The organism is Curtobacterium sp. MR_MD2014, from assembly GCF_000772085.1.
GTDB lineage: Bacteria > Actinomycetota > Actinomycetes > Actinomycetales > Microbacteriaceae > Curtobacterium.
The window spans coordinates 644,086-664,799 of record NZ_CP009755.1 but is presented as its reverse complement, the minus strand read 5'-3'; the positions used below and the strand labels follow the sequence as shown (position 1 = coordinate 664,799).

The following is a 20,714-nucleotide window of genomic DNA, read 5'->3' as shown; positions in this document are numbered from 1 at the left end:
GAAAGACGACATCGAACGAAGCTGCCCACACTGAGACAGCAGAAGTTGCGGTGGGAGCAGGCCACGCTGGTGCGCCCGTTGAACGACCGGCCACCGGACGTCGCAGCAACGCTTTCCGTGCGGCCCGTCAGCGCTTGCGACGAAGGAACGAGACGACGGCCACACCGACGATCGCGACTGCAAGGACGATGACCAACCAAGGCGGAATCGAGCCTTCATCGTTCGGGTTCACCACCGCGAGGACAGTCGGGGGACCTCTACGAGCAGCGCACTCATCGGCCGAATCCATCTACGCCTGCTGGTACCAGCCATAGCCTCGCCCGGTGGCGCATCGGCTTCTGAGACGGCCTGGATGTCGACGTCTCGTCCGATCCCGTAGAGAATGCGACGATGAATTCGTCTCGCCTCGCCTGCCTGACCGGCGGCATCCTCCTCACTGTCGGAGGCGTTCTCTGCGGCGGCGCGTTCCTCGCAGAGGTCACGTCCGATCCGGACGGCGGCGCGAACATCGGTGCCGGCGTTCTGTTGTTCCTCGGTCAGCCTCTCGCGTACATCGGCGTGATGCTCCTCGTCGTCAGCTCGATGCTGTTCGCCCGGTCCGACCGTTTCCCGCAACACTGAGGGCCCAGGAACTCCTGACTGGCGCCGATCGTGATCGTCGCGAGCGGAACTTGCCCTCATCGCGATGGCGGCCCTGGCTGCCGTTCGGGCCGACATCGGCTACTGGACGCATTCCCAGGGCTTTGGTGGTCGTGTCCACTTCGCGGGTGCGGCGCGTCCATGACCGATGGACAAGGAGCTACGGCCAACGAAGGAGTCGTCGATGCTGGTCCAGATCTGCGGGCTTCCCGGTGCAGGGAAATCGACGCTGTCTGCCGCGATCGCTGGGTTGACGCCTTCGCTGACGCTCCGCGTCGACGCGATCGAAGGCGCCATGTGGAAGTACGGGATCCCAAGCGAGCAGTCCGGGATCGCCGCGTACTCGATCATGCATGCCATCGCAGTACCCAACCTGCGGCGAGGACAGACGGTCATCGCAGACGCGGTGAGCGGCGTAGCAGCCGCTCGGGCTGGATGGGTGTCGACAGCAGATGCCGCCGGGGTACCGCTGCGCGTGATCGAGGTCGTGTGCGCGGACGCCGACGAACACCGCCGCCGCGTGGAACAGCGTGCGAACGACCTGCCAGGGTTCACGTTGCCGACGTGGGACGAGGTACAGCGCACCGCAGACGAGTACGAGCCCCGCACGGACGAGCGGCTCGTCATCGACAGCACCCGCGCGCTCGGAGAAACGGTCCGCCAGGCACTCGACTACCTTCAACTCCGCGCCCGGTAGCCGATCAGCTGTCGGACACGGATCTCAGGTCGATTCCGCTCCGGCGCTGGTTCTGCGGACTCCTGCGCGGCGCACAACGAAAGAGCCGATCGTTGCAGGGACCGCGAGGAGCACGGAACTCAAGGAAGCGCCGGAAGCGATCACGAGGGACCGCTCGGCGCGCTCAGGGTCCTCCCCGGGGAGGTTGCCGATGGCGGCGAGCAAGTAGGTCGGCAGCGTCAGCGCGACGAGCCAGAAGATTCCGGCGACGAGGGCCAGCACGAGTGCCAGGTCGGGCATGCGCGTGTTCGGTTCTCCGGGTTGTCGTCGCACAGTTCATCAAACCAGTCGGCAATGCAGGCTACGGCTCGCATCTCGACAGCCGGTCGGCTAGCGGTCGATCTGCGCGAGCCAGTCGCGGATCAGGGCGGCGGTGGTCCCGGGGAGCTCGAGGTGCACGTTGTGTCCAGCACCGTCGAGGACGACGAAGCTCCCGCGCGGGTAGTGGTCCCGGAGTGCGAGCCCGTCCTCGTACCCGACGACGTCGTCCTGCCGACCGAACAGATGCAGGGCCGGAGCGGTGAACGGCTCCGGGTGCCGCTCCTCTGGCACCGCGTCCAGCGCGTAGTCGGCCGAGATGCGGTCCATCACAGCAGGGTCGGCGCCACGGAGACCCGGGAGCACGTACCGCTCGAACGCCGCGAATGCGGTCTCGTCCTGGATGACGCTGACCTCCTCGAACGCCTCTCGCGCGTCGCCGGCGGAGTCGAGGACGGACGGTTCGATGTGCAGCACGGTGCGCTCGGGGACGGCCCTGTCTGCGTGTGCCGCATGCACCACACCCGCCAGGGTCGCGACGCCGAGGACGTGGTCTCGGCGTTCGTGAGCAACATGTCGGGCGATCATGCCGCCGAAGGAGTTCCCGATGACGGCGAACGGCTCGTCCCCGAGGTGGTCGTCGATCTCAGCGAGCACCCCGGCGGCCACGTCGACCGCGCTCTCCGCGGTCGCGGTCACCGCAGCGGCTTCGGCCCACGGCAGGTCGAGGAACACCATCCGCCAAGGCAGGTCCTGCACCGCATCCGCCAGCGGCAGCATGATCCGGTGGTCCACCCCGAAGCCGTGGAGAGCGACGAGCGGACGACCAGAACCAAGAACTTGCGCGATCACCCAGCAAGCCTACGAGCAGCTCGTACCGGTAGCCGATCGGCCGTCGAGACGCCGTCGGGCGCAGTTCATCGGGCCGGGAGGGCTGCGCTCGGTAGCCCTCCCGGCTCCGGTCAGAGAGTCCGGGCGTGATCGACGGTCGGGTACGGGATGAAGCCGAGGGATTCCTAGAGGGCTCGTGCCGGGGCGTGGAACTCGTCGCCGCCCGTTCCGATGTGCACCACGGTGACCCCAAGGTCTCCGAGCCTGGTCAGCGCCGCCGAGCAGAGCGCTCGCGCGACTCCGCGCCGTCGAGCGTCAGGGTGAACGGCAACCATCTCGAGTCGTCCGGAGGTCGCACCGGTGGTGTTCCAGCCGACGTAGCCGAGCGGTTCGCCGGGTTCTTCCGCCAGTGTGATGAAGCGACCCTCGTCGGGAGCCAGCAGGGAAGGGACTTCCTGGCGGTGGTCGTCCTCCCAGCGCCCATGGTCGTGCGCGGTGACCTCGGCCCGTAGCTGCGCGAGGGAGCCGGCGAGGAGAGGCCGGAACGTCTCGATCGTCAGTGCGGTGAGCGCGGGCAGGTCAAGCGGCGTGCAGTCGCGGATGTGCATGGTTGTGCTTCTTTCGTGAGCAGTCCGAAGGCTCCAGGCCCGGGGTCGGGGTAGAGGAGAGCGACGGCCTGAGCCGTCCCTCCAGATGCGCGTGCGCCAGCTCGCGAAGCAGTCCATGTGACCACGGTGACCAGGGGGTCTCAGCCAGGGAAGAGATGCGTCCTCCCTCGCACCGGTCGCTCACCGGAACGTGTGGTTGGTCTGAGGCAATCCGCCAGCGGGAGGACTCGACGATGCGACCGCTCCTCCTCTCGGGCGGCCCGGCAGTCGGTGAGACGACCTGCGCTCGGGCTCTCGCAGCCGATCAGGAGCGCGCAGCCTACATCGATGGTGACGACGTTCGTCAGCTCGTCGTCGCGTGCTTCATCGTGCACTCGGCTGTCACCCTCGACGAGGCCCGCAAGCGAGCAACAACCCGTCCGGTCTCCATCACGGATGAGGAGTTCGAGCTGTTGCACCGAATCAGTGCCACTCCGCCGCCGGTAGACCTCGTCCTCGACGTCACGCGAATGACCGTTGACGACCAGATCGAGCGCATCCGTGACGCTCGGGTGAAGGCGGAGTCGGATGTCCGGTGGTCGATCGCCCATCGAGACGGTGAGTCCGAGGGTCAGGGCGAGAGCCGTCGCCGTCTCCGATGCGCGCTTCCAGTCGATGTGGGCATCTTCGGCCGCGGCATGGAAGACGACTCCTCCGCCGAGCCGCGGAACGTCTCGACCCGAACGCCGAGAACTCGGAGCAACCCACGCTCCGCCTCCAGGATTCGAACCCGGACCTAACGGCACCAAAGGCCGTCGTGCTGCCGTTACACCAAGGCGGAACACACCGGACGGGGTGGAGCCCGTCCGGTGCCCGTCCATCCTCCCACGGCCCGGGCGCTGGCCGCGCGCGACCGGTTCGGCCAAGATGGAGGGATGCCGCAGCAGGACGAGGTCGACCGGATCGTCGCGGCGTGGGGTCGGGAGCGGGGCGACCTGGACTTCGGGCCGCTCGAGGTCCTGTCCCGCGTCGACCGGCTCGCCCGGCACCTCGACCGCGCACGACGGGCCGCGTTCGACGCGAGCGACGTCGAGCCTTGGGAGTTCGACGTGCTGTCGGCGCTGCGGCGTGCGGGCGAACCGTACGAGCTCAGCCCGAAGGCGCTGCTGCAGCAGACCCTGGTGTCGAGCGGCACGATGACGAACCGGGTCGACCGGCTCGCGGCGCGAGGGCTCGTGAACCGGCGGACGGACCCGCGGGACGGTCGGGGCATCCTCGTGTCCCTCACGGCGAGCGGTCGCGCAGCCGTGGACGCTGCGATCGCGGACCTGCTCCAGGCCGAACGCGCGATCCTGTCCGGGGTGTCCGAGGACGAGCAGGCGCAGCTGTCCGGGCTGCTCCGACGACTCATCCTCGGGCTCGGCGACTGACGGCAGCCGGCAGACGGCAGCCGGCAGCCGGCGGCCGGTCCGGCGTAGCGTGCGCGGCATGCACGCCATCACCCTCGCCGTGGCCGACGTCGGACGCTCGGCAGCCTTCTACCGCGCACTGCTCGGCATGGACGGCAGCGGGATCATCGGCACCGAGTACCCCGCGTCCGAGACCGCGGCGGGCGGCACCACGGCGATGTTCACCCTCGACGACGGGTTGATCGTCAGTGTCTACGGGCGCGAGGACATGCGGAAGGACTCCGGCGTCGCACTCGCCGAGGCACCGAGCACCACCATCGGGCACTTCGAGCCGTCGCAGGAGGCCGCACAGGCGTTCCTCGACCGTGCGGCAGCCGCCGGAGCGACGATGCTCGCGGCGCCGTACACGCGCCCGTGGGGAATGTGGTCCGGCTTCTTCCAGGACCCGGACGGCCACCTCTGGGAGGTCGTGGCGAACCCCGGTGGCGGTGACCCGGCCGGAGCCGACCCCGAGCAGGACAGCGTCGACCCGGAGTCGACGACAGCGACGCAGCCGCCTGGTTCCTGACGGCGTTCGCCAACGACACCGCCCACGACGTGCATGTCCGCACGGTCCGGGTCGACACCGTGCGAACACCTCGCGCTCGCGCCGCACCCGACCGCCGACGCTGCCGGGCTCACCGTCACCGAGGACGCCGCGCGCCCGTCGGAGTACGGCCGGACGGTACCGGTCGACAGCGGGGTCGTCGTCCCGCCGCACGGGTACCTCGACGTCGTCGGTCGGTTCGTGCTCGACCCGGACCAGCGCGCCGGGTTCGTCCGCGCCGTCGTCGTCACCGAGCAGGACCGGCTCGGCCGACTGCGCACGGTCACGGATCCGTCCGCCTACGGCGTGGGCCGGGGCGCGGACCTCGAGCCGACCGAACTCGACTGCGAGGGCCCCTGACCCGGGTCGTCCGGCAACGCTGCGTCGGTCGAGCTACGGGTCTCGGACCCGTGGCTCCCGCTACACCCCGAGCTGCTCGGCCACCTCGAGCCACCGCTCCTCGAGCTGCTCGACCTCGGCGTCGAGCGCCCCGAGCTTCGTCTGCAGCGCCCCGAGCCCCGCGTAGTCCGACTGGTCGTGCGCGGCGAACGCGTCGAGCAGCTTCTGCCGGTCCTGCCCCGCCTTCGCGATCTTCCGGTCGAGGGCCGACATCTCCTTCTCCGCGGCGCGACGGTCCGCACCCGACAGGCCGGACGCGGCAGGGGCGCTGGACCCGGCCGCGGCACCGCCGGAGCCGCCTGCCGGCGCCGTGTCGGGCCTCCCGGCCGAGGCGGCGGCGGCCGCAGCAGCCGTCTGCGGGACGGAGCCGGACGCGCGCAGCCGCATGTACTCGTCGACGCCGCCTGGCAGGTGGCGGAGGTGCCCGCCGAGGACCGCGTACTGCTGGTCGGTGACCCGCTCGAGCAGGTACCGGTCGTGCGACACGACGAGCAGGGTGCCCGGCCAGGTGTCGAGCAGGTCCTCCATCGCGGCGAGCATGTCGGTGTCGAGGTCGTTCGTGGGCTCGTCGAGGATCAGCACGTTCGGCTCGTCGAGCAGGATGAGCATGAGCTGCAGGCGGCGCTTCTGCCCGCCGGAGAGGTCCTTGACCGGCGTGGACAGCTGCTCCGAGGTGAAGCCGAGCCGCTCGAGCAGCTGCGACGGCGTCATCTCCTTGCCGTCTGCGATGTAACTCGTCTTCTTGCGGGCGACGACCTCGCGGACACGGTCGTCCGCGAACTGCTGCAGGTCGGCGAGCTGCTGGTCGAGCACCGCGACCTGCACGGTCTTGCCGGTCTTCACGCGGCCGGTGGTCGGCTGCAGCTTGCCGGACACCAGGTTGAGGAGCGTGGACTTGCCCGCACCGTTCGGTCCGAGGATGCCGGTCCGCTCCCCCGGTGCGATCCGCCACTCGACGTCACGCAGGATCACGTCGTCGCCGAACGAGACACCGATGTCGAGCAGGTCGACGACGTCCTTGCCCAGCCGGGCGGTCGCCATCTGCGACAGGCCGACGGTGTCACGGATCGGCGGCACGTCGTCGATCAGGGCGTTCGCCGCGTCGATGCGGAACTTCGGCTTGCTGGTCCGCGCGGGGGCACCGCGGCGGAGCCAGGCGAGCTCCTTGCGGGCCAGGTTCTGCCGCCGCTGCTCGCTCGCGGCTGCCTGCCGGTCACGCTCGACGCGCTGCAGGATGTACGCCGCGTAGCCGCCCTCGAACGGCTCGACGACACCGTCGTGGACCTCCCACGTGTCGGTCGACACCGCGTCGAGGAACCACCGGTCGTGCGTCACGACGACCATGCCGCCCTGGTTCGACGACCACCGGCGGTTGATGTGGTCGGCGAGCCACTGGATGCCCTCGACGTCGAGGTGGTTCGTCGGCTCGTCGAGGAACAGCACGTCCCAGTCACCCACGAGCAGCTTCGCGAGCGCGATCCGTCGCCGCTGCCCACCGGACAGGTCGTCGACCCTGGCCTCCCACGGGATGTCGGACACGAGGCCACCGATGATGTCGCGGATCTTCGGGTCCCCGGCCCACTCGTGTTCCTCGAGCTCGCCGACGACGATGCTGCCGACGGTCGCCCCCGCAGGCAGGACGTCGCGCTGGTCGAGGTACCCGACGGTCAGGCCGCGCCGATGGGTGACGCGGCCGGCGTCCGGCTCGAGGCGCTGCGCGAGCAGGGCGAGCAGGGTCGACTTGCCGTCACCGTTGCGGCCGACGACGCCGATGCGGTCGCCCTCGTCGAGGCCGAGGGTGACGCTGTCGAAGACGACACGGGTGGGGAACTCGAGATGCACGTTCTCGGCGCCGAGGAGATGAGCCACCCGTCAAGGGTAGGCGGCGCGGCGGGGTGCGGGTGCCGCGGGGTGCGGGTGCCGCGGGGCGCGGGTGCCGCGGGGTGCGGGTGCTGCGGGGTGGCGTTGAGTGCTCCCGCACAACCGTAAGCACGTCGCGCCACGAGATTCCGCGGCGCGACGTGCTTTGGGTTGTGCTGCGGCGAGCGGGGTGGCGGCTGCGGCGAGCGAGCGGGGCAGCGGCTGCCGGCCTGGAGGCGCGGCTCAGCTCCCCGGGGTCGGCTCGCCCTCGCCCGCGGCCTCCTTGGCACGCCGGAGGCGCGCCTGCGCCTCCCAGTACTCGATCTCGCGTTCGAGCGCAGCGAGCTCCTGCTCGGTGCCGTTCACGCGCTTGTCGCCGTGGGCGGCGCGGGCGTGACCGATGCTGGCGTACCGGTCCTCGTGGCGGTTCGGCTCGAGGTAGCGGCCGTGGTTCCGGTCGTTCGCGCTCCAGTCGTGCCCGACGGCGAACCACACGATGCTGCCGACCACGGGCACGAAGATGCAGATCAGGACCCAGGCGAACTTCGGGAGTCCGCGGACCTGGTCCTCGCCCCGGGTGACGATGTCGATCAGGGCGAAGACGAGCAGCACGATCCCCGCGCCGTACAGCAGAACGCTCATGGCTCCGGAGTCTATGGATCCGCCGAGTGCGGGACCATGCCCTGAACGAGTGCCGGGATCACGATCGGGCGTCGGTCTCCTGCGCGGTTCCACAGGTCTCGGCCGTGGTGACGTCGAGAGGGCCCGCGGCCAGCGGGTGCTGCGTCAGCCACCGTCGCGCGGCGAGGGTGTCCCGAGCGGGAACGACGACGGCTGCGATGTTCACCACGGCGAGCGCGGCGTACATCGGCCAGAGCGTGCCACCGACGGCAGCGCTGCTCACCCAGAGCACCGCTGTGGCACAGAACCACACCAGCTCGGTTCCCGACGCTGCCTGCACGGCCGCGGCGGTCACGACGTCGTGACGGTCGTCCGGCACGAGACGGCGGCCGTGGAACGCCTGCCGGACCGCGTGCCGCTCGCGCGTCTGCAGGACCGCCACCACCGGCGCTGGCGCCGGTCCGGCGCGTCGACGTGCCGCGGCTGCTCGGATGATCTGCGTGAGCAGGAGGACGAGCGCGCCGAGGGCGACGCCGATCGACACCACCGTCCTCGCGGGTGCCTCGGGTGGCACCGTGAGTGCCAGCGCGACCAGGACGGCGACGATCCCCGCAGACCCGCCGAGGACCCGTGCGACGGCACCCGCCGATCGCTGACGGTCGGCCGGGGCAGCAACCGCGAGCACGGCCTCCGCGCGCTCCTGCGCGAGTGCCCACCGGTGACCGGCCGCGGTCTCCTCGTCCGTCACAGCGCAGCGACCCACTCGTCCGTGCCGTCGGTGAACTCCTGGCGCTTCCAGATCGGCGTCCGCTCCTTCACCAGGTCGACGAGCGCGGCGCAGGCTGCGAAGGCCTCGGCACGGTGCGGCGACGCCACTGCTGCGGCGAGCGCCACGTCCCCGATGCCGAGCGCGCCGACGCGGTGCAGCACGGCGATGCAGACCTCGGGGTGGTCGACGGCGATCGTCCGGGCGACCTCGGCGATGACGTCTCCCGCGCTCGGGTGCCGTTCGTAGTCGAGTGCCGTGACGCCCTTGCCCTCGTCGTGGTCGCGGACGACCCCGGCGAAGGTCACGACGGCGCCGTCGCGGTCGGTCGTGACGGCAGCGGAGACCTCGTCCACCGTGATCACCCGGTCCACGACGTCGGCCACGACGACACGGTCGCCGCTCACGACGCGCTCCGGGGTGCGTGGCCCTCGCCGTGCAGCTGGGCCAGCACGTGGTCGAGCACCCCGTCCAGCACCGCGAGCCCGTCGGCGACGCCCCCGCGCGACCCGGGCAGGGTCACGACGACGGTGCGGCCACCGGCGATGCCCGCGACCCCGCGGGTCAGCAGCGCGGTCGGACCGGCACCGGCGAGTCCGCGCCGGCGGATCTCCTCGGTGATGCCCGGCAGCTCGAGGTCGATCAGGGGTGCGACGGCCTCGGGCGTGCGGTCGGTCGGGGTCACGCCCGTACCGCCCGTGGTGACGACGACCTTCGCGTCCGCGAGGAGCTCGGCGGACACCGTCTCGGCGATCGGGCCGCCGTCGGGCACGATCGTCGGCTCGGCGACGGCGAAGCCGCGCTCGCGCAGCCATGCGGCGATGACGGGTCCGGTGCGGTCGAGCGCGGGGTCGGTCGAGGCCTGCGTGGAGACCACGACGACGCCCGCGCGGCCCCTGGTCGGTTCGGGGTTCATCGGTTGCTCCAGTCGCCCGAGCGTCCGCCGTGCTTCTCGAGCACCCGGACGTCCGTGATCACGGCCGTGCGGTCGACGGCCTTCACCATGTCGTACACGGTCAGTGCCGCGACGCTCGCGCCGGTCAGGGCCTCCATCTCGACACCGGTGCGGGAGGTCGTGCGCACGGAGACCTCGATCCGCACGCGGTCGCCGTCGCCGGTGATGTCCACCTCGACCCCGGCGATGGGCAGCGGGTGGCAGAGCGGCACCAGGTCCGACGTCTTCTTGACGGCCATGATCGCCGCGATCCGGGCGGTGCCGATCACCTCTCCCTTGGGCAGCGACCCGTCGAGGATCCGCTCGACGACGTCGGTGCGGGTCACCAGCGTGGCCGTGGCCGTGGCCGAGCGGGCAGTGACGTCCTTGTCGGACACGTCGACCATGTGCGCGGTGCCGTCGGCGCGGACGTGGGAGAGCTCGGCGTCGCGCACGCCGTTCGGGTGGTCGTCGGTCATCGGAGGCTCCAGACGGTCAGCGGGTCCCCCGGTTCGACGGAGTCGGTGCCGAGGGGGACGTGGACGAGGTGGGTGGCAGCGGCGAGGTGCCCGAGCAGGTGCGAGCTCGGCCCGCCCACGAAGTGCACACGCCCGTCGGCGACCCGGCCGCGGCGGACCTGGTGCTTGCCGACGGGTGAGCTCGCCGACTCGGCGGCCGGCAGCTCGGCGGTCGGGCGGTCCGGTGCACCGACGAGGGCCGCGAGCTCCGGCCGCAGGAACACCTCGAACGACACGAGGGCGGACACGGGGTTGCCCGGGAACGCCACGACCGGCACTCGTCGACCGGCGAGGTCGACGAGTCCGAGGGCCTGGGGTCCGCCGGGCTGCATCGCGACCGGGGTCACGGCGAGTCCGCGCGGCTCGAGCACCTGACGCACGACCTCGTACGCCCCCGCACTGATCCCACCGGTGGTCAGGACGACGTCGGCCCAGTCACCGACGGCCGACTCGAGTCCCGGCAGGAAGGCGTCCGGGGCGTCGCTGAGCCGGACGCCACGGGCGATCGCACCGACCTCGGCCAGGGCCGCACGGAGCGCGACACCGTTCGCGTCGCGGATCACCGCGCCCGCTCCGTCGAGCCCGTCAGGCGCGGCGTCATCGGTGAGTTCGCTGCCGGTGGACACGACGAGCACGTGGACCGGGCGGACCACGGACACCTCGCCGACACCCGCCGAGGCCAGGGCCCCCAGGAGCGCCGGCGTCACCGGGGACCCGGTCGGGGCGAGCTCGGCGCCGACGGCGACGTCGCTGCCGACCCGGCGGACGAACGTCCCGGTGGTCGTCCCGGCGGGCACGGTCAGCGTGTCGAGCCCCAGCGCCGCGGGGAACGCCCCCGGCGGTGTCGCCTCGACCGGCACGACGGCGTCCGCGCCCTCGGGGATCCGCGCCCCGGTCATGATCGGCGCAGCGGTGCCCGGGCCGAGCGGTGCCGGCACGGCCCCGGCGGGGATCGGGTCGACCACGCGGACGTCGTTGCCGGCATCGGTCGACCGGACGGCGAACCCGTCCATCTGGCTGTTGTCGAACACCGGCAGCGGGACCGGCGCGGAGACGGCCCGGGTGAGCACCCGGTACCCACGGCCGGCACCGGCGCCGTCCGCCAGCGCGTCGAGCGGCAGGGTCTCCTCCGCCCGCGCAGCGAGCACGGGCGCGAGGAGCGCGGCGACCTCGTCGCGGTGCTGACCGATCGTGCGCACGGATGCCTCCGAACCTCGTGGGGACGCCCCGTTCCCGGTCGATGCCGGAGGGGCGTCAGTAGCGTATCCAGGGCGCACCACGCGCCGAGGACATCCGGAGGACCTGTGGAGGACCACGTGACCACGACCGAACCTGTGGACGGAACGACGGCTCGCATCGGGGTGATCGGGGGCTCCGGCCTCTACCGCCTCTTCGAGGAGGGCACCGCCGACGAGATCACCCTGGACACGCCCTACGGCCCGACGTCGAGTCCGATCACGGTCGGCACGATGGCCGGCAAGCGCGTCGCGTTCCTCACCCGCCACGGTCGCGAGCACTCGGTCGCCCCGCACCTGATCAACCACCGCGCGAACGTCTGGGCTCTCCGGTCCCTCGGCGTGCGTGCGATCGTCTCGTCGAGCGCGGTCGGTGGCCTGCACCCGGACTACGCCCCCGGCACCTTCGTCGTGACCGACCAGCTGATCGACCGCACCTGGGGCCGGAAGGACACGTTCTTCGAGGACCAGGTGCAGCACCTGTCCTTCGCCGACCCCTTCGACCCGGTGCTCCGCCGCGCCGCGATCGACGCCGTCGCCGCGCTCGACGTGCCCTTCCGGCCGACGGGCACGTGCGTCGTCATCCAGGGCCCGCGCTTCTCGACCCGCGCGGAGTCGACCTGGATGCGCGAGGCCGGCGGCCACACGATCAACATGACGATGACGCCCGAGGTGCCGCTCGCTGCCGAGCTCGGCATCGGCACGGTCAACCTGTCCTTCGTGACCGACGCCGACGCCGGCCTGGCCCCCATCGAGGACGAGGCGGCACGGTCCACCGAGGCCCCTGTCACCCACGGCGCCGTCATGGAGCGCCTGGCCCGCGCGAACGAGGTCATCGTCCGCGCCATCGGTGGCGTCGTCGCCGCGTTGCCCGACGACTACACCCCGCGCGAGCTCGTCCCCGCTGCCGCCAGCGCCAGCGTCCTCGGGGCGACGGCGTGAGCCGCCTGCTCGTCACCGGCGGCGCGGGCTTCATCGGGTCCGCGATCGTCCGTCGCGCCCTCGCCGAGGGGCACGAGGTCCGCGTGCTCGACTCCCTGCGCGACGACGTGCACGGCGACCCGGCCGAGGTCGTCCGCGCCCACGAGCAGCAGGGCCTGTCGTTCGTGCACGGTGACGTCCGTGACCGCGTCGCCCTCGAGGCGGCGCTCGACGGCGTCGACGTCGTCTGCCACCAGGCGGCCAAGGTCGGCCTCGGCGTCGACTTCCAGGACGCCCCGGACTACGTGTCGTCCAACGACGCCGGGACCGCGCACGTGCTCGCGGGCATGGACCGGCACGGCATCGGCCGCCTGGTCGTCGCGAGCTCGATGGTGGTCTACGGCGAGGGCGCCTACGAGACCGCCGACGGTGAACCGATGCGGCCGCCGGCACGACGACGCGAGGACCTCGACGCCGGACGCTTCGACCCGATCGGGCCCGACGGTCGCGCGCTCGTGCCCGGGCTGATCGACGAGTCGGCCGCCCTGGACCCCCGCAACGTCTACGCGCAGACGAAGGTCGCGCAGGAGCACCTGGCCTCGTCGTGGGCCCGCGCGACCGGCGGTACCGCGATCGCCCTGCGCTACCACAACGTCTACGGGCCGGGCATGCCGTCGAACACCCCGTACGCCGGTGTCGCGTCGCTCTTCCGCTCTGCCCTGGCCCGCGGCGAGGCACCCCGCGTCTTCGAGGACGGCCGCCAGCGTCGCGACTTCGTGCACGTGGACGACGTCGCGGGTGCCAACGCCGCGTCGATCGCCGCGACCGCGGAGCTGCCCGCCGAGACCTTCCGCGCGTACAACGTGGGCTCGGGCGTCGTCCACACCATCGGTGACATGGCCGCGGCCATCGCCGGGCCGGACGGCCCGCAGCCGGTCGTCACCGGGGAGTACCGACTCGGAGACGTCCGGCACGTCACGGCGTCGTCCGAGCGGATCCGTTCGGAGCTCGGCTGGCACGCGCAGGTCGACTTCGAGCAGGGCATGCGTGACTTCGCGACCGCACCGCTCCGCGCCGCCGTGCAGCGGTGACGCAGCGTCCAGCGGACGACGCCGCCTGAGACTCGTCTCAGCGGACACGGCTCGCGCCTCGGGGCGCGAGCCGTGTCCGCCCAGGCGAGTCTCGCGTCCGCCACCGCACCAGCGCGGGACGCCACCGCACCAGCGCGAGACGCCACCGCACCAGCGCGGGGCGAGCACGCACCACCCGCCCGCGCACGCGGACCCGGGACCGCACCCGGGCCTCCCGGCCGTCCCCCGATCGCGGGCCAGACGGTCCGATCACCGCGCTCGACACGCCCTGGGGGACAGGATCCTGTACCCCGCGACGTGTCATCGTGTTACGTCGTGAGCATGGACCGAACCCCACCCGCCGGCGACCAGCCCGACGAGGACGCGACGCGCGCGACCGGAGATCGGCCCCGTCGCCAGGGCGACCCGCACCGAATGGACCACATGACCGTCGACGTGATCCTCCCCTGCCTGGACGAGGCGGACGCGCTCCCGCGCGTCATCGGCCGCCTGCCCGAGGGGTACCGCGCCATCGTCGTCGACAACGGCTCGACCGACGGATCCGCCGACGTCGCCCGCGCCCACGGCGCGACGGTCGTCACCGAACCGGTCAAGGGCTTCGGCTCGGCGTGTGCCGCCGGCGTCGCCGCCGCGACCGCGGAGTACGTCGCGTTCTGCGACGCCGATGCCTCGATGGACCCCGCGGAGCTGCCCGACCTCGTCGCCCGCGTGGCCGACGGGCGGACCGACCTCGCCCTCGGTCGGCGCGTGCCGACCACCCGTGGCGCGTGGGCGCCGCACGCCCGCTTCGCGAACCGCGTGCTCGCGGTCCTGATGCGCCGCGCGACCGGCTACCGCCTCCGCGACCTCGGTCCGATGCGCGTCATGCGCCGCGCCGACCTGGTCGCCCTCGACCTGCAGGACCGACGCAGCGGCTACCCGCTCGAGATGGTCCTGGCGGCACACGCGGCCGGGTGGCGGGTCGACGAGTCCGACATCGGGTACGCCCAGCGCGTCGGTGACAGCAAGGTCACCGGCACGCTCCGCGGGACGGTCAACGCCGTCCGCGACATGTCCCGTCTGCTGCGCGAGTACGGCCGGGAGGCACGCCCCCGCGTGGTCGCGCCCGGTCCGGCCCGCGACGTGGCCGGGTCCACCACGGAAGGAGCACGCTCATGACGGACGTCACGGTGGTCGTCGTGGCCAAGGAGTGCCTGCCCGGCAAGGTCAAGACCCGGCTGACGCCGGCCCTGACCCCGGAGGGTGCTGCCCGCGTCGCCTCGGCCGCGCTGGCCGACACGATCGCGACGGTGCGTGCCCTGCCCGCCTCGCGTCGCGTGCTGCTCTACGACGGCGTCGTCCTGCCCGAGGGCACCGACGACTTCGAGGTCCTGCACCAGGTCGGCGGCGGCCTCGACGAGCGCCTCGGGGCGATGTTCGACGCGATGACCGGTCCGACGCTGCTCGTCGGCATGGACACCCCGCAGGCCACCTCCGAGCACCTCGCACCCGTGTTCGACGACCCGGAACGCGACGCGTGGTTCGGTCCGGCGGACGACGGTGGCTTCTGGTCGCTGTACCTGCGCGAGCCCGACGGCGCCCTGCTCCGCGGCGTCCCGATGTCGCAGGACGACACGGGCGCCGTGCAGCTCGCGCGCCTGACCGACGCCGGCCTGTCGGTCGGCACCCTGCCCGCGCTGCTCGACGTCGACACCGTCGCGGACGCCGAGCAGGTCGCCGCCCTCGCGCCGACCTCGCGCTTCGCCACGGCCTTCGCCGCCGAGCACGACACGACCATGACCACGACGACCGGAGGTGCCCGATGACGATGCACGACACCGTCACGTTCGGCGCCGGCGGCGGCGAGCCGTACGCCCGCGCCCTGCAGACCGACGGCCACCTGCGCCTGACCGACCCGGAGCGTCCCGACGTCGAGGTCACGATGGACGTCGGCCGGTGGAGCGCCGCAGCCGACCGGATCGACCGTTCCCTCCTCGAGGGCGCGGACGGCCCCGTGATCGACATCGGGTGCGGCCCCGGTCGCATGCTCGTCGCCGCCCGGGCGCTCGGCATCCCCTCGCTCGGCGTGGACGTCTCCGCCGAGGCCGTCGCGATCGCCCGACGCTCCGGCGGCACGGCCGTGCAGGGCTCGGTGTTCGACCCGATCCCCGACGAGGGCCGCTGGGACACCGCCCTCGTGATCGACGGCAACATCGGCATCGGCGGCGACCCGGTCGCGCTCCTGGCCCGGTGCGGCGAGATCGTCCGCGACGGCGGCCGCGTGGTCGTCGAGACCCACGTGGACCGCGCGGCGGACCGTGCGTTCACCGCGCACGTGGTCGACGTGGACGGCAACCGGAGCGAGGGCTTCCCGTGGGCCGAGGTCGGCGTCGACGCACTCCTCCGTCACGCGGCCACGGCGGGGCTGCGAGCCCGGCAGAGCTGGACCGCCGACGGACGGACGTTCTGCGAACTCGTCGCGTGACCGCGTCGCGTTGTCTTGCATGATTCAAGACAAAGCGGTAGCGTCGTGGGCAACAGCCGACGGCGTCCTGGTCGTCGGTCCGACGACCCGGGACCCTCGGCACGACGACGAGGAGCACCCGTGCAGAACCGACAGAACCCCCTCGGCGGCGCCTACGTCTCCGGTCTCGAGCAGCGCGACGAGCTCGGCGCGTACACGGTCGAGGCCGCATGGCGCCCGGTCGGCAGCTACACCGGCACCGGGGCGGGCCGTGCGCTCGGCCGCTTCGTGGACACCCAGTCCCGCCGTCCCGGCACCGCGACGTCCTCGACGCGGACCGTGACCGGCTCGCTGCGGACGACGACCGGGTCGTTCCGGACCGCCTGAGCCCCGGCTCCCCCAGACCGCGAGCGGTCGCCCGACCCGGGACGTCCCCCCACGTCCCCGGCAGGGCGGCCGCTCGTGCCGTACCGGGGCGGTCTCCTGCCGGACCCGTGCGGCTGCGTGACACCCGGCGACGCGCGGAGGGTCCTGGTGCCAGGATGGGCGCATGAACGACCGCGCCGGCACCCCCGCGACCGCAGACGACCTCGTCGACCTCGACGCCCTCCTGGCCGCGTACCACGAGCGTGTCCCCGACGTGTCGATCCCCGAGCAGAAGGTGGTGTTCGGCACCTCCGGCCACCGCGGCTCGTCGCTCGACACCGCCTTCAACGACACGCACATCGCCGCGATCACGCAGGCGATCGTCGAGTACCGCACCGAGCAGGGCACCACCGGTCCGCTGTTCATCGGCCGGGACACGCACGCGCTCTCCGCGCCGGCGGAGCAGACCGCGCTCCAGGTCCTGGCCGCCAACGGCGTCCGCGTGCTCGCCGACGCCGAGGACGGCTTCGTCCCGACGCCCGCACTGAGCCACGCGATCATCCGCTACAACCGCGCGGAGCACGGCGACACTGCCGACGGCATCGTCATCACGCCGAGCCACAACCCCCCTCGTGACGGCGGCTTCAAGTACAACCCGCCGCACGGTGGCCCGGCCGACAGCGACGCCACGTCGTGGATCGCCGACCGGGCGAACGCGATCATCGCCGGCGGGAACGCCGACGTCCGCCGCCAGGACGAGACCGCAGCCGAGGGCTACGACTACCTCGGCACGTACGTCGCGGACCTCGAGCACATCATCGACATCGACGCGATCAAGCGCGCCGGGGTGAAGATCGGCGCCGACCCCCTGGGTGGGGCGTCGCTGCCGTACTGGGAGCGCATCCGCGACCACTACGGCCTCGACCTGACCGTCGTGAACCCCGAGGTCGACCCGACGTGGGCGTTCATGACCCTCGACTGGGACGGCAAGATCCGCATGGACCCGTCGAGCCCGTCCGCGATGGCGTCGGTGCTCGCCCACAAGGACGACTTCGACGTCCTGACCGGCAACGACGCCGACTCGGACCGTCACGGCATCGTCACGCCCGACGGCGGCCTGATGAACCCGAACCACTACCTCGCCGTGGCGATCGAGTACCTCTACGCGCACCGCCCCGAGTGGCGCGACGACGCGGCGATCGGCAAGACGCTCGTGTCGTCGAGCATCATCGACCGCGTCGCGGAGTCGCTCGGCCGCCGGCTGTGGGAGGTCCCCGTCGGCTTCAAGTGGTTCGTCCCCGGTCTCATCGACGGCTCCGTGGCGTTCGGCGGCGAGGAGTCCGCGGGCGCCTCGTTCCTCCGCAAGGACGGCACGGCGTGGACGACCGACAAGGACGGCATCATCCTGGCGCTCCTGGCGTCCGAGATCACCGCGGTGACCGGCAAGACCCCCTCGCAGCTCTACACCGAGCTCACGGAGCGCTTCGGTGCGCCGGTCTACCAGCGGGTCGACGCCGCTGCGAGCAAGGAGCAGAAGGCCCGGCTCTCGAAGCTCGACGGCGACGCGATCACCGCCGACACCCTGGCCGGCGACCCGATCACCGCGAAGCTCTCGAAGGCGCCGGGGAACGACGCCGCCGTCGGCGGCGTCAAGGTGGTCACGGAGAACGCGTGGTTCGCCGCACGGCCCTCCGGCACCGAGGACGTCTACAAGATCTACGCGGAGAGCTTCGTCGGGCAGGAGCACCTCGAGCAGGTGCAGCGCGAGGCGAAGGAGATCGTGGACGCCGCCCTGGGCGCGTAGTCCCCGACGACCGACAGGGGCGTCACCGGATCCGTCCGGTGGCGCCCCTGTCGCTCCTCCGCATCCGCCGGAGGACCCTGCCGATGTCCACAGGAACGAGGCGGATGGGAACAATCCGTTTGCGCTGGTTGTATTTTTGCAGTGCGCGCAACAACGCTTCCCCGCGCCCGGGCGAGAGCGACGCGCGAGCACCAGTACGCACGGGAGACCGAATGACCCAGACGGCGACCGCACCCGCGGCCCCCACCACGTCCTCGAACGCGGTGATGAACCACCGACAGATCCTGCTCGTCATCTACGGACTGATGGCCGGCATGTTCCTCGGCGCGCTCGACCAGACCATCGTCGGCACCGCCATCCGCACGATCGGCGACGACCTGCACGGGCTCGACCAGCAGGCGTGGGTGACCACGGCCTACCTGATCGCGTCCACGATCACGACGCCGATCTACGGCAAGCTCTCCGACATCTTCGGCCGCCGCCCGCTGTTCCTCACCGCGATCGGCATCTTCATCCTCGGGTCGCTCGCCGCGTCGTTCTCGACCTCGATGCTCATGCTCGCCGGGTTCCGCGCGCTGCAGGGCCTCGGCGCCGGCGGCCTGATGTCGCTGCCGCTCGCGATCATGGGCGACATGCTCGCCCCGCGCGAGCGCGCCAAGTACCAGGGCTACTTCCTCGCCGTGTTCGGCATCTCCTCGGTCATCGGGCCGCTCGTCGGCGGCCTGTTCGCCGGCGCGTCCGAGATCCTGTTCGTCAGCGGGTGGCGCTGGGTCTTCCTGGTCAACGTGCCCGTCGGCATCATCGCGCTCTTCATGGTGACGACGTTCCTGCACCTGCCGAAGTTCGGCGACCGCGGGAAGCCCCGCATCGACTGGTGGGGCGCCTCGCTGGTCATCGTCACCCTCGTCCCGCTGCTCCTCATCGCCGAGCAGGGTCGCGAGTGGGGTTGGGACTCCCCCGGCGCGATCGCCTGCTACGCGATCGGCGCGCTGGGTCTCGTCGCCTTCGTGATCGTCGAGCGCTCCATGGGCGACGACGCGATCCTCCCGCTCAAGCTCTTCGGCTCGCGGGTGTTCTCGATGGCCGCGGTCCTGTCCGTGCTCGTCGGCTTCGGGATGTTCGGCGCGATGCTGACGATCCCGCTCTACCTGCAGATCGTCAAGGGCGTCACCCCGACCGAGTCCGGCTTCGCCATGCTGCCGATGGTGCTCGGTCTGATGATCTCCTCGATCGCCTCGGGTCAGATCATCTCGCGCACCGGCCGCTACGGCGCCTTCCCGATCACGGGCACCGCGTTCACGGCGATCGGCTTCACGCTCCTCACCTTCCTGACCGCCGACAGCCCCCTCTGGTTCCTCATGCTCGGCATGTTCGGCATCGGTCTCGGGCTCGGGCAGCTCATGCAGACACTGACCCTCGCCGCGCAGAACTCGGTCTCCCCGCGGGACATCGGCGTTGCCACGAGTGCAGCGACGTTCTTCCGCCAGATCGGCGGCACGATGGGCACCGCGGTGCTCCTGTCCGTCCTGTTCACGCTCATGCCGACGAACATCACCGGCGCGATGCAGAACGAGTCGACGCTCAAGCCGGCCCTCACCGCCGCGCTCACCCCCTCGGTCGCCAGCGCGTCCGAGAACAAGGGCGTGATGGACCAGATCTGGTCGAAGATCGTCGACCCGGTGCAGCAGAACGTGCAGCAGGGTCTCGACCAGGGTGCCGCAGCGGCGAAGCAGGCCGCGGACCAGGCCGTGACGAAGCAGGTCACCGCGCAGGTGCAGCAGCAGGTCGCCGCCGGCCGGATCCCCGCCGCCTCCGCCGACTCGGTCATCGCCGAGCAGGTCGCCGCGAACAAGTCGGCCGCCGAGCAGCAGGCGCTCGAGACCGCCGCGTCCAAGGCGAACGCCGAGGTCGTCGACGGCACGCTGCAGATCGACTACAGCAACGCCGACCAGCGGAAGGCCGTGGTCGACGAGGTCGCGCCGAAGCTGGTCGACCAGCTGAAGAACGGCGACACGGCGGCCAGCTCGTCCGCCGGCTCGGCCACGAGCGACACGTCGTTCCTCAACGGTGCGGACCAGCGGCTCACCCGTCCGTTCCTGGTCGGGTTCAGCCAGTCGGCCGTCGTCGTCTACTTCGTCGGGTTGGGTGTCATCCTGCTCGCCTTCGTCCTGACCTGGTTCTTCCGGGTCCCGCCGCTCCGCAAGGTGTCTGCACTGCAGGAACAGGCGAACGCGGCGAAGGGCGACTCCGACCGCCTGGCGGCGGATGCGCAGCAGGCGGCGGCGGACACCGGCTCGCTGGTCACCCCGGACACGGGGTCGGTCCGGGCGGTCCCGACCTCGCCCGACGTCACGGTGCAGCAGCCGCAGGACCGGTCCGGAGGCACCACCTCCCCCGCCGACCGGCCCGCCTCCGACACGGGTGCAGCTGACCGCGCCGGTCACGACCCCGAGGGCGGCACCCGGGCACCGCTCGCCGACGCGACCACGCACGGCGCGCACGCCGCGGCGGCACCGGTGGACGAGCCTCCGGCCACGACCGCGACCATCCGGACGCACCCGGCGCACGCCTCGTCGGACGGGGCCACGCCGCCGGGTACCACGGCCGAGCACCACGGGCGACACACGGCGGAGTAGCCCGCCGCCGCTGGGAGGCGACATCGTCGACGTCGTACGACGTCGAGGGTGTCGCCTCCGTCGTCCCTACCGGA

Annotated in this window: 24 protein-coding genes and 1 tRNA gene; 14 read left to right on the top strand and 11 right to left on the bottom strand. The window is 71.9% G+C overall.

The features are described from left to right. The first annotated feature begins 390 nt into the window (after window positions 1–390). Window positions 391–621 (top strand): hypothetical protein, encoded by a 231-nt coding sequence (locus NI26_RS03195; RefSeq protein WP_066652305.1) that lies wholly within the window; start codon window positions 391–393, stop codon window positions 619–621. Between the two features lie 202 nt (window positions 622–823). Then, window positions 824–1,336, top strand: coding sequence for an AAA family ATPase (locus tag NI26_RS03190; protein ID WP_066652301.1), 513 nt, complete (start codon window positions 824–826; stop codon window positions 1,334–1,336). Between the two features lie 24 nt (window positions 1,337–1,360). Here NI26_RS03190 and NI26_RS03185 read toward each other — a convergent pair whose 3' ends face one another. The 3 genes from NI26_RS03185 to NI26_RS03175 all read right to left on the bottom strand — a co-directional run bounded on the left by NI26_RS03185 (window position 1,361) and on the right by NI26_RS03175 (window position 3,072). Beyond that, window positions 1,361–1,615, bottom strand: coding sequence for a hypothetical protein (locus NI26_RS03185; RefSeq protein WP_066652300.1), 255 nt, complete (start codon window positions 1,613–1,615; stop codon window positions 1,361–1,363). A gap of 90 nt (window positions 1,616–1,705) precedes the next feature. Then, window positions 1,706–2,485 carry an alpha/beta fold hydrolase gene (locus tag NI26_RS03180; protein WP_066652298.1) on the bottom strand — a complete coding sequence of 260 codons (780 nt, stop codon included), beginning with the start codon at window positions 2,483–2,485 and terminating at the stop codon, window positions 1,706–1,708. A gap of 164 nt (window positions 2,486–2,649) precedes the next feature. Further along, a complete protein-coding gene (locus tag NI26_RS03175; protein ID WP_066652295.1) occupies window positions 2,650–3,072 on the bottom strand; it encodes a GNAT family N-acetyltransferase in 423 nt (140 codons plus the stop codon). 233 nt (window positions 3,073–3,305) lie between these two features. Between NI26_RS03175 and NI26_RS16095 the strand changes: the two genes are divergently transcribed. After that, window positions 3,306–3,851: a hypothetical protein gene (locus tag NI26_RS16095; protein ID WP_081984643.1), complete on the top strand. Its 546-nt coding sequence runs from the start codon at window positions 3,306–3,308 to the stop codon at window positions 3,849–3,851. On the opposite strand, the gene NI26_RS03170 is transcribed toward NI26_RS16095, so the two are convergent. Next, window positions 3,821–3,892 (bottom strand) — tRNA-Gln (locus NI26_RS03170). The genes NI26_RS16095 and NI26_RS03170 overlap by 31 nt on opposite strands. A gap of 94 nt (window positions 3,893–3,986) precedes the next feature. Here NI26_RS03170 and NI26_RS03165 point away from each other — a divergent pair. The 3 genes from NI26_RS03165 to NI26_RS03155 are packed head-to-tail and all read left to right on the top strand — an operon-like array spanning window position 3,987 to window position 5,406. Next, complete coding sequence (locus NI26_RS03165; protein WP_066652288.1) at window positions 3,987–4,481, top strand: MarR family winged helix-turn-helix transcriptional regulator; 495 nt, start codon at window positions 3,987–3,989, stop codon at window positions 4,479–4,481. 58 nt (window positions 4,482–4,539) lie between these two features. Then, window positions 4,540–5,028: a VOC family protein gene (locus tag NI26_RS03160; RefSeq protein WP_144411231.1), complete on the top strand. Its 489-nt coding sequence runs from the start codon at window positions 4,540–4,542 to the stop codon at window positions 5,026–5,028. A gap of 33 nt (window positions 5,029–5,061) precedes the next feature. After that, complete coding sequence (locus NI26_RS03155; protein ID WP_066652286.1) at window positions 5,062–5,406, top strand: hypothetical protein; 345 nt, start codon at window positions 5,062–5,064, stop codon at window positions 5,404–5,406. A gap of 60 nt (window positions 5,407–5,466) precedes the next feature. On the opposite strand, the gene NI26_RS03150 is transcribed toward NI26_RS03155, so the two are convergent. From NI26_RS03150 to NI26_RS03120, 7 genes are all read right to left on the bottom strand, one after another. Then, window positions 5,467–7,314 carry an ABC-F family ATP-binding cassette domain-containing protein gene (locus NI26_RS03150; RefSeq protein WP_066652282.1) on the bottom strand — a complete coding sequence of 616 codons (1,848 nt, stop codon included), beginning with the start codon at window positions 7,312–7,314 and terminating at the stop codon, window positions 5,467–5,469. Between the two features lie 234 nt (window positions 7,315–7,548). Then, entirely contained in the window at window positions 7,549–7,947 is a 399-nt protein-coding gene (locus NI26_RS03145; protein ID WP_066652280.1) for a PLD nuclease N-terminal domain-containing protein, read from the bottom strand. A gap of 58 nt (window positions 7,948–8,005) precedes the next feature. Next, a complete protein-coding gene (locus NI26_RS03140; protein ID WP_066652278.1) occupies window positions 8,006–8,674 on the bottom strand; it encodes a hypothetical protein in 669 nt (222 codons plus the stop codon). Then, window positions 8,671–9,078: a molybdenum cofactor biosynthesis protein MoaE gene (locus NI26_RS17045; protein ID WP_235426479.1), complete on the bottom strand. Its 408-nt coding sequence runs from the start codon at window positions 9,076–9,078 to the stop codon at window positions 8,671–8,673. Before NI26_RS17045 ends, NI26_RS03140 begins: the two co-directional genes overlap by 4 nt. A 17-nt stretch (window positions 9,079–9,095) precedes the next feature. Next, window positions 9,096–9,608, bottom strand: a complete 513-nt coding sequence (locus NI26_RS17040) for a MogA/MoaB family molybdenum cofactor biosynthesis protein (RefSeq protein ID WP_066652261.1) — start codon at window positions 9,606–9,608, stop codon at window positions 9,096–9,098. Next, window positions 9,605–10,105: a cyclic pyranopterin monophosphate synthase MoaC gene (gene moaC / locus NI26_RS03125; protein ID WP_066652259.1), complete on the bottom strand. Its 501-nt coding sequence runs from the start codon at window positions 10,103–10,105 to the stop codon at window positions 9,605–9,607. The genes NI26_RS17040 and moaC overlap by 4 nt, the downstream gene beginning before the upstream one ends. Continuing rightward, window positions 10,102–11,343, bottom strand: a complete 1,242-nt coding sequence (locus tag NI26_RS03120; protein WP_235426473.1) for a molybdopterin molybdotransferase MoeA — start codon at window positions 11,341–11,343, stop codon at window positions 10,102–10,104. The genes moaC and NI26_RS03120 overlap by 4 nt, the downstream gene beginning before the upstream one ends. A gap of 117 nt (window positions 11,344–11,460) precedes the next feature. On the opposite strand from NI26_RS03120, the gene NI26_RS03115 reads away from it, so the two are divergent. From NI26_RS03115 to NI26_RS03080, 8 genes are all read left to right on the top strand, one after another. After that, entirely contained in the window at window positions 11,461–12,321 is an 861-nt protein-coding gene (locus tag NI26_RS03115) for an MTAP family purine nucleoside phosphorylase (protein WP_235426472.1), read from the top strand. Further along, window positions 12,318–13,391 (top strand): NAD-dependent epimerase/dehydratase family protein, encoded by a 1,074-nt coding sequence (locus NI26_RS03110; RefSeq protein ID WP_066652257.1) that lies wholly within the window; start codon window positions 12,318–12,320, stop codon window positions 13,389–13,391. The genes NI26_RS03115 and NI26_RS03110 overlap by 4 nt, the downstream gene beginning before the upstream one ends. 414 nt (window positions 13,392–13,805) lie before the next feature. After that, window positions 13,806–14,549 carry a glycosyltransferase family 2 protein gene (locus tag NI26_RS03105; protein WP_058728516.1) on the top strand — a complete coding sequence of 248 codons (744 nt, stop codon included), beginning with the start codon at window positions 13,806–13,808 and terminating at the stop codon, window positions 14,547–14,549. After that, the gene (locus tag NI26_RS03100) at window positions 14,546–15,196 is read left to right on the top strand and encodes a TIGR04282 family arsenosugar biosynthesis glycosyltransferase (RefSeq protein WP_066652251.1); all 651 of its coding nucleotides are present in this window, start codon (window positions 14,546–14,548) and stop codon (window positions 15,194–15,196) included. The genes NI26_RS03105 and NI26_RS03100 overlap by 4 nt, the downstream gene beginning before the upstream one ends. Then, window positions 15,193–15,855, top strand: a complete 663-nt coding sequence (locus tag NI26_RS03095; protein WP_066652249.1) for a class I SAM-dependent DNA methyltransferase — start codon at window positions 15,193–15,195, stop codon at window positions 15,853–15,855. The genes NI26_RS03100 and NI26_RS03095 overlap by 4 nt, the downstream gene beginning before the upstream one ends. A gap of 120 nt (window positions 15,856–15,975) precedes the next feature. Continuing rightward, window positions 15,976–16,221 carry a hypothetical protein gene (locus NI26_RS03090; protein WP_066652247.1) on the top strand — a complete coding sequence of 82 codons (246 nt, stop codon included), beginning with the start codon at window positions 15,976–15,978 and terminating at the stop codon, window positions 16,219–16,221. 163 nt (window positions 16,222–16,384) lie between these two features. Further along, on the top strand, window positions 16,385–18,004 hold the full coding sequence (gene pgm / locus NI26_RS03085) for a phosphoglucomutase (alpha-D-glucose-1,6-bisphosphate-dependent) (protein ID WP_066652245.1): 1,620 nt from the start codon (window positions 16,385–16,387) through the stop codon (window positions 18,002–18,004). A gap of 212 nt (window positions 18,005–18,216) precedes the next feature. Next, a complete protein-coding gene (locus NI26_RS03080) occupies window positions 18,217–20,640 on the top strand; it encodes an MDR family MFS transporter (protein ID WP_081984641.1) in 2,424 nt (807 codons plus the stop codon). The last annotated feature ends 74 nt before the right edge of the window (window positions 20,641–20,714 follow it).

Coding starts and splice junctions, on each gene's coding strand:
- NI26_RS03195 (WP_066652305.1), top strand. CDS start 391: ATGAATTCGTCTCGCCTCGCCTGCCTGACCGGCGGCATCCTCCTCACT.
- NI26_RS03190 (WP_066652301.1), top strand. CDS start 824: ATGCTGGTCCAGATCTGCGGGCTTCCCGGTGCAGGGAAATCGACGCTG.
- NI26_RS03185 (WP_066652300.1), bottom strand. CDS start 1,615: ATGCCCGACCTGGCACTCGTGCTGGCCCTCGTCGCCGGAATCTTCTGG.
- NI26_RS03175 (WP_066652295.1), bottom strand. CDS start 3,072: ATGCACATCCGCGACTGCACGCCGCTTGACCTGCCCGCGCTCACCGCA.
- NI26_RS16095 (WP_081984643.1), top strand. CDS start 3,306: ATGCGACCGCTCCTCCTCTCGGGCGGCCCGGCAGTCGGTGAGACGACC.
- NI26_RS03165 (WP_066652288.1), top strand. CDS start 3,987: ATGCCGCAGCAGGACGAGGTCGACCGGATCGTCGCGGCGTGGGGTCGG.
- NI26_RS03160 (WP_144411231.1), top strand. CDS start 4,540: ATGCACGCCATCACCCTCGCCGTGGCCGACGTCGGACGCTCGGCAGCC.
- NI26_RS03155 (WP_066652286.1), top strand. CDS start 5,062: ATGTCCGCACGGTCCGGGTCGACACCGTGCGAACACCTCGCGCTCGCG.
- NI26_RS03145 (WP_066652280.1), bottom strand. CDS start 7,947: ATGAGCGTTCTGCTGTACGGCGCGGGGATCGTGCTGCTCGTCTTCGCC.
- NI26_RS17040 (WP_066652261.1), bottom strand. CDS start 9,608: ATGAACCCCGAACCGACCAGGGGCCGCGCGGGCGTCGTCGTGGTCTCC.
- moaC (WP_066652259.1), bottom strand. CDS start 10,105: ATGACCGACGACCACCCGAACGGCGTGCGCGACGCCGAGCTCTCCCAC.
- NI26_RS03105 (WP_058728516.1), top strand. CDS start 13,806: ATGGACCACATGACCGTCGACGTGATCCTCCCCTGCCTGGACGAGGCG.
- NI26_RS03100 (WP_066652251.1), top strand. CDS start 14,546: ATGACGGACGTCACGGTGGTCGTCGTGGCCAAGGAGTGCCTGCCCGGC.
- NI26_RS03095 (WP_066652249.1), top strand. CDS start 15,193: ATGACGATGCACGACACCGTCACGTTCGGCGCCGGCGGCGGCGAGCCG.
- pgm (WP_066652245.1), top strand. CDS start 16,385: ATGAACGACCGCGCCGGCACCCCCGCGACCGCAGACGACCTCGTCGAC.
- NI26_RS03080 (WP_081984641.1), top strand. CDS start 18,217: ATGACCCAGACGGCGACCGCACCCGCGGCCCCCACCACGTCCTCGAAC.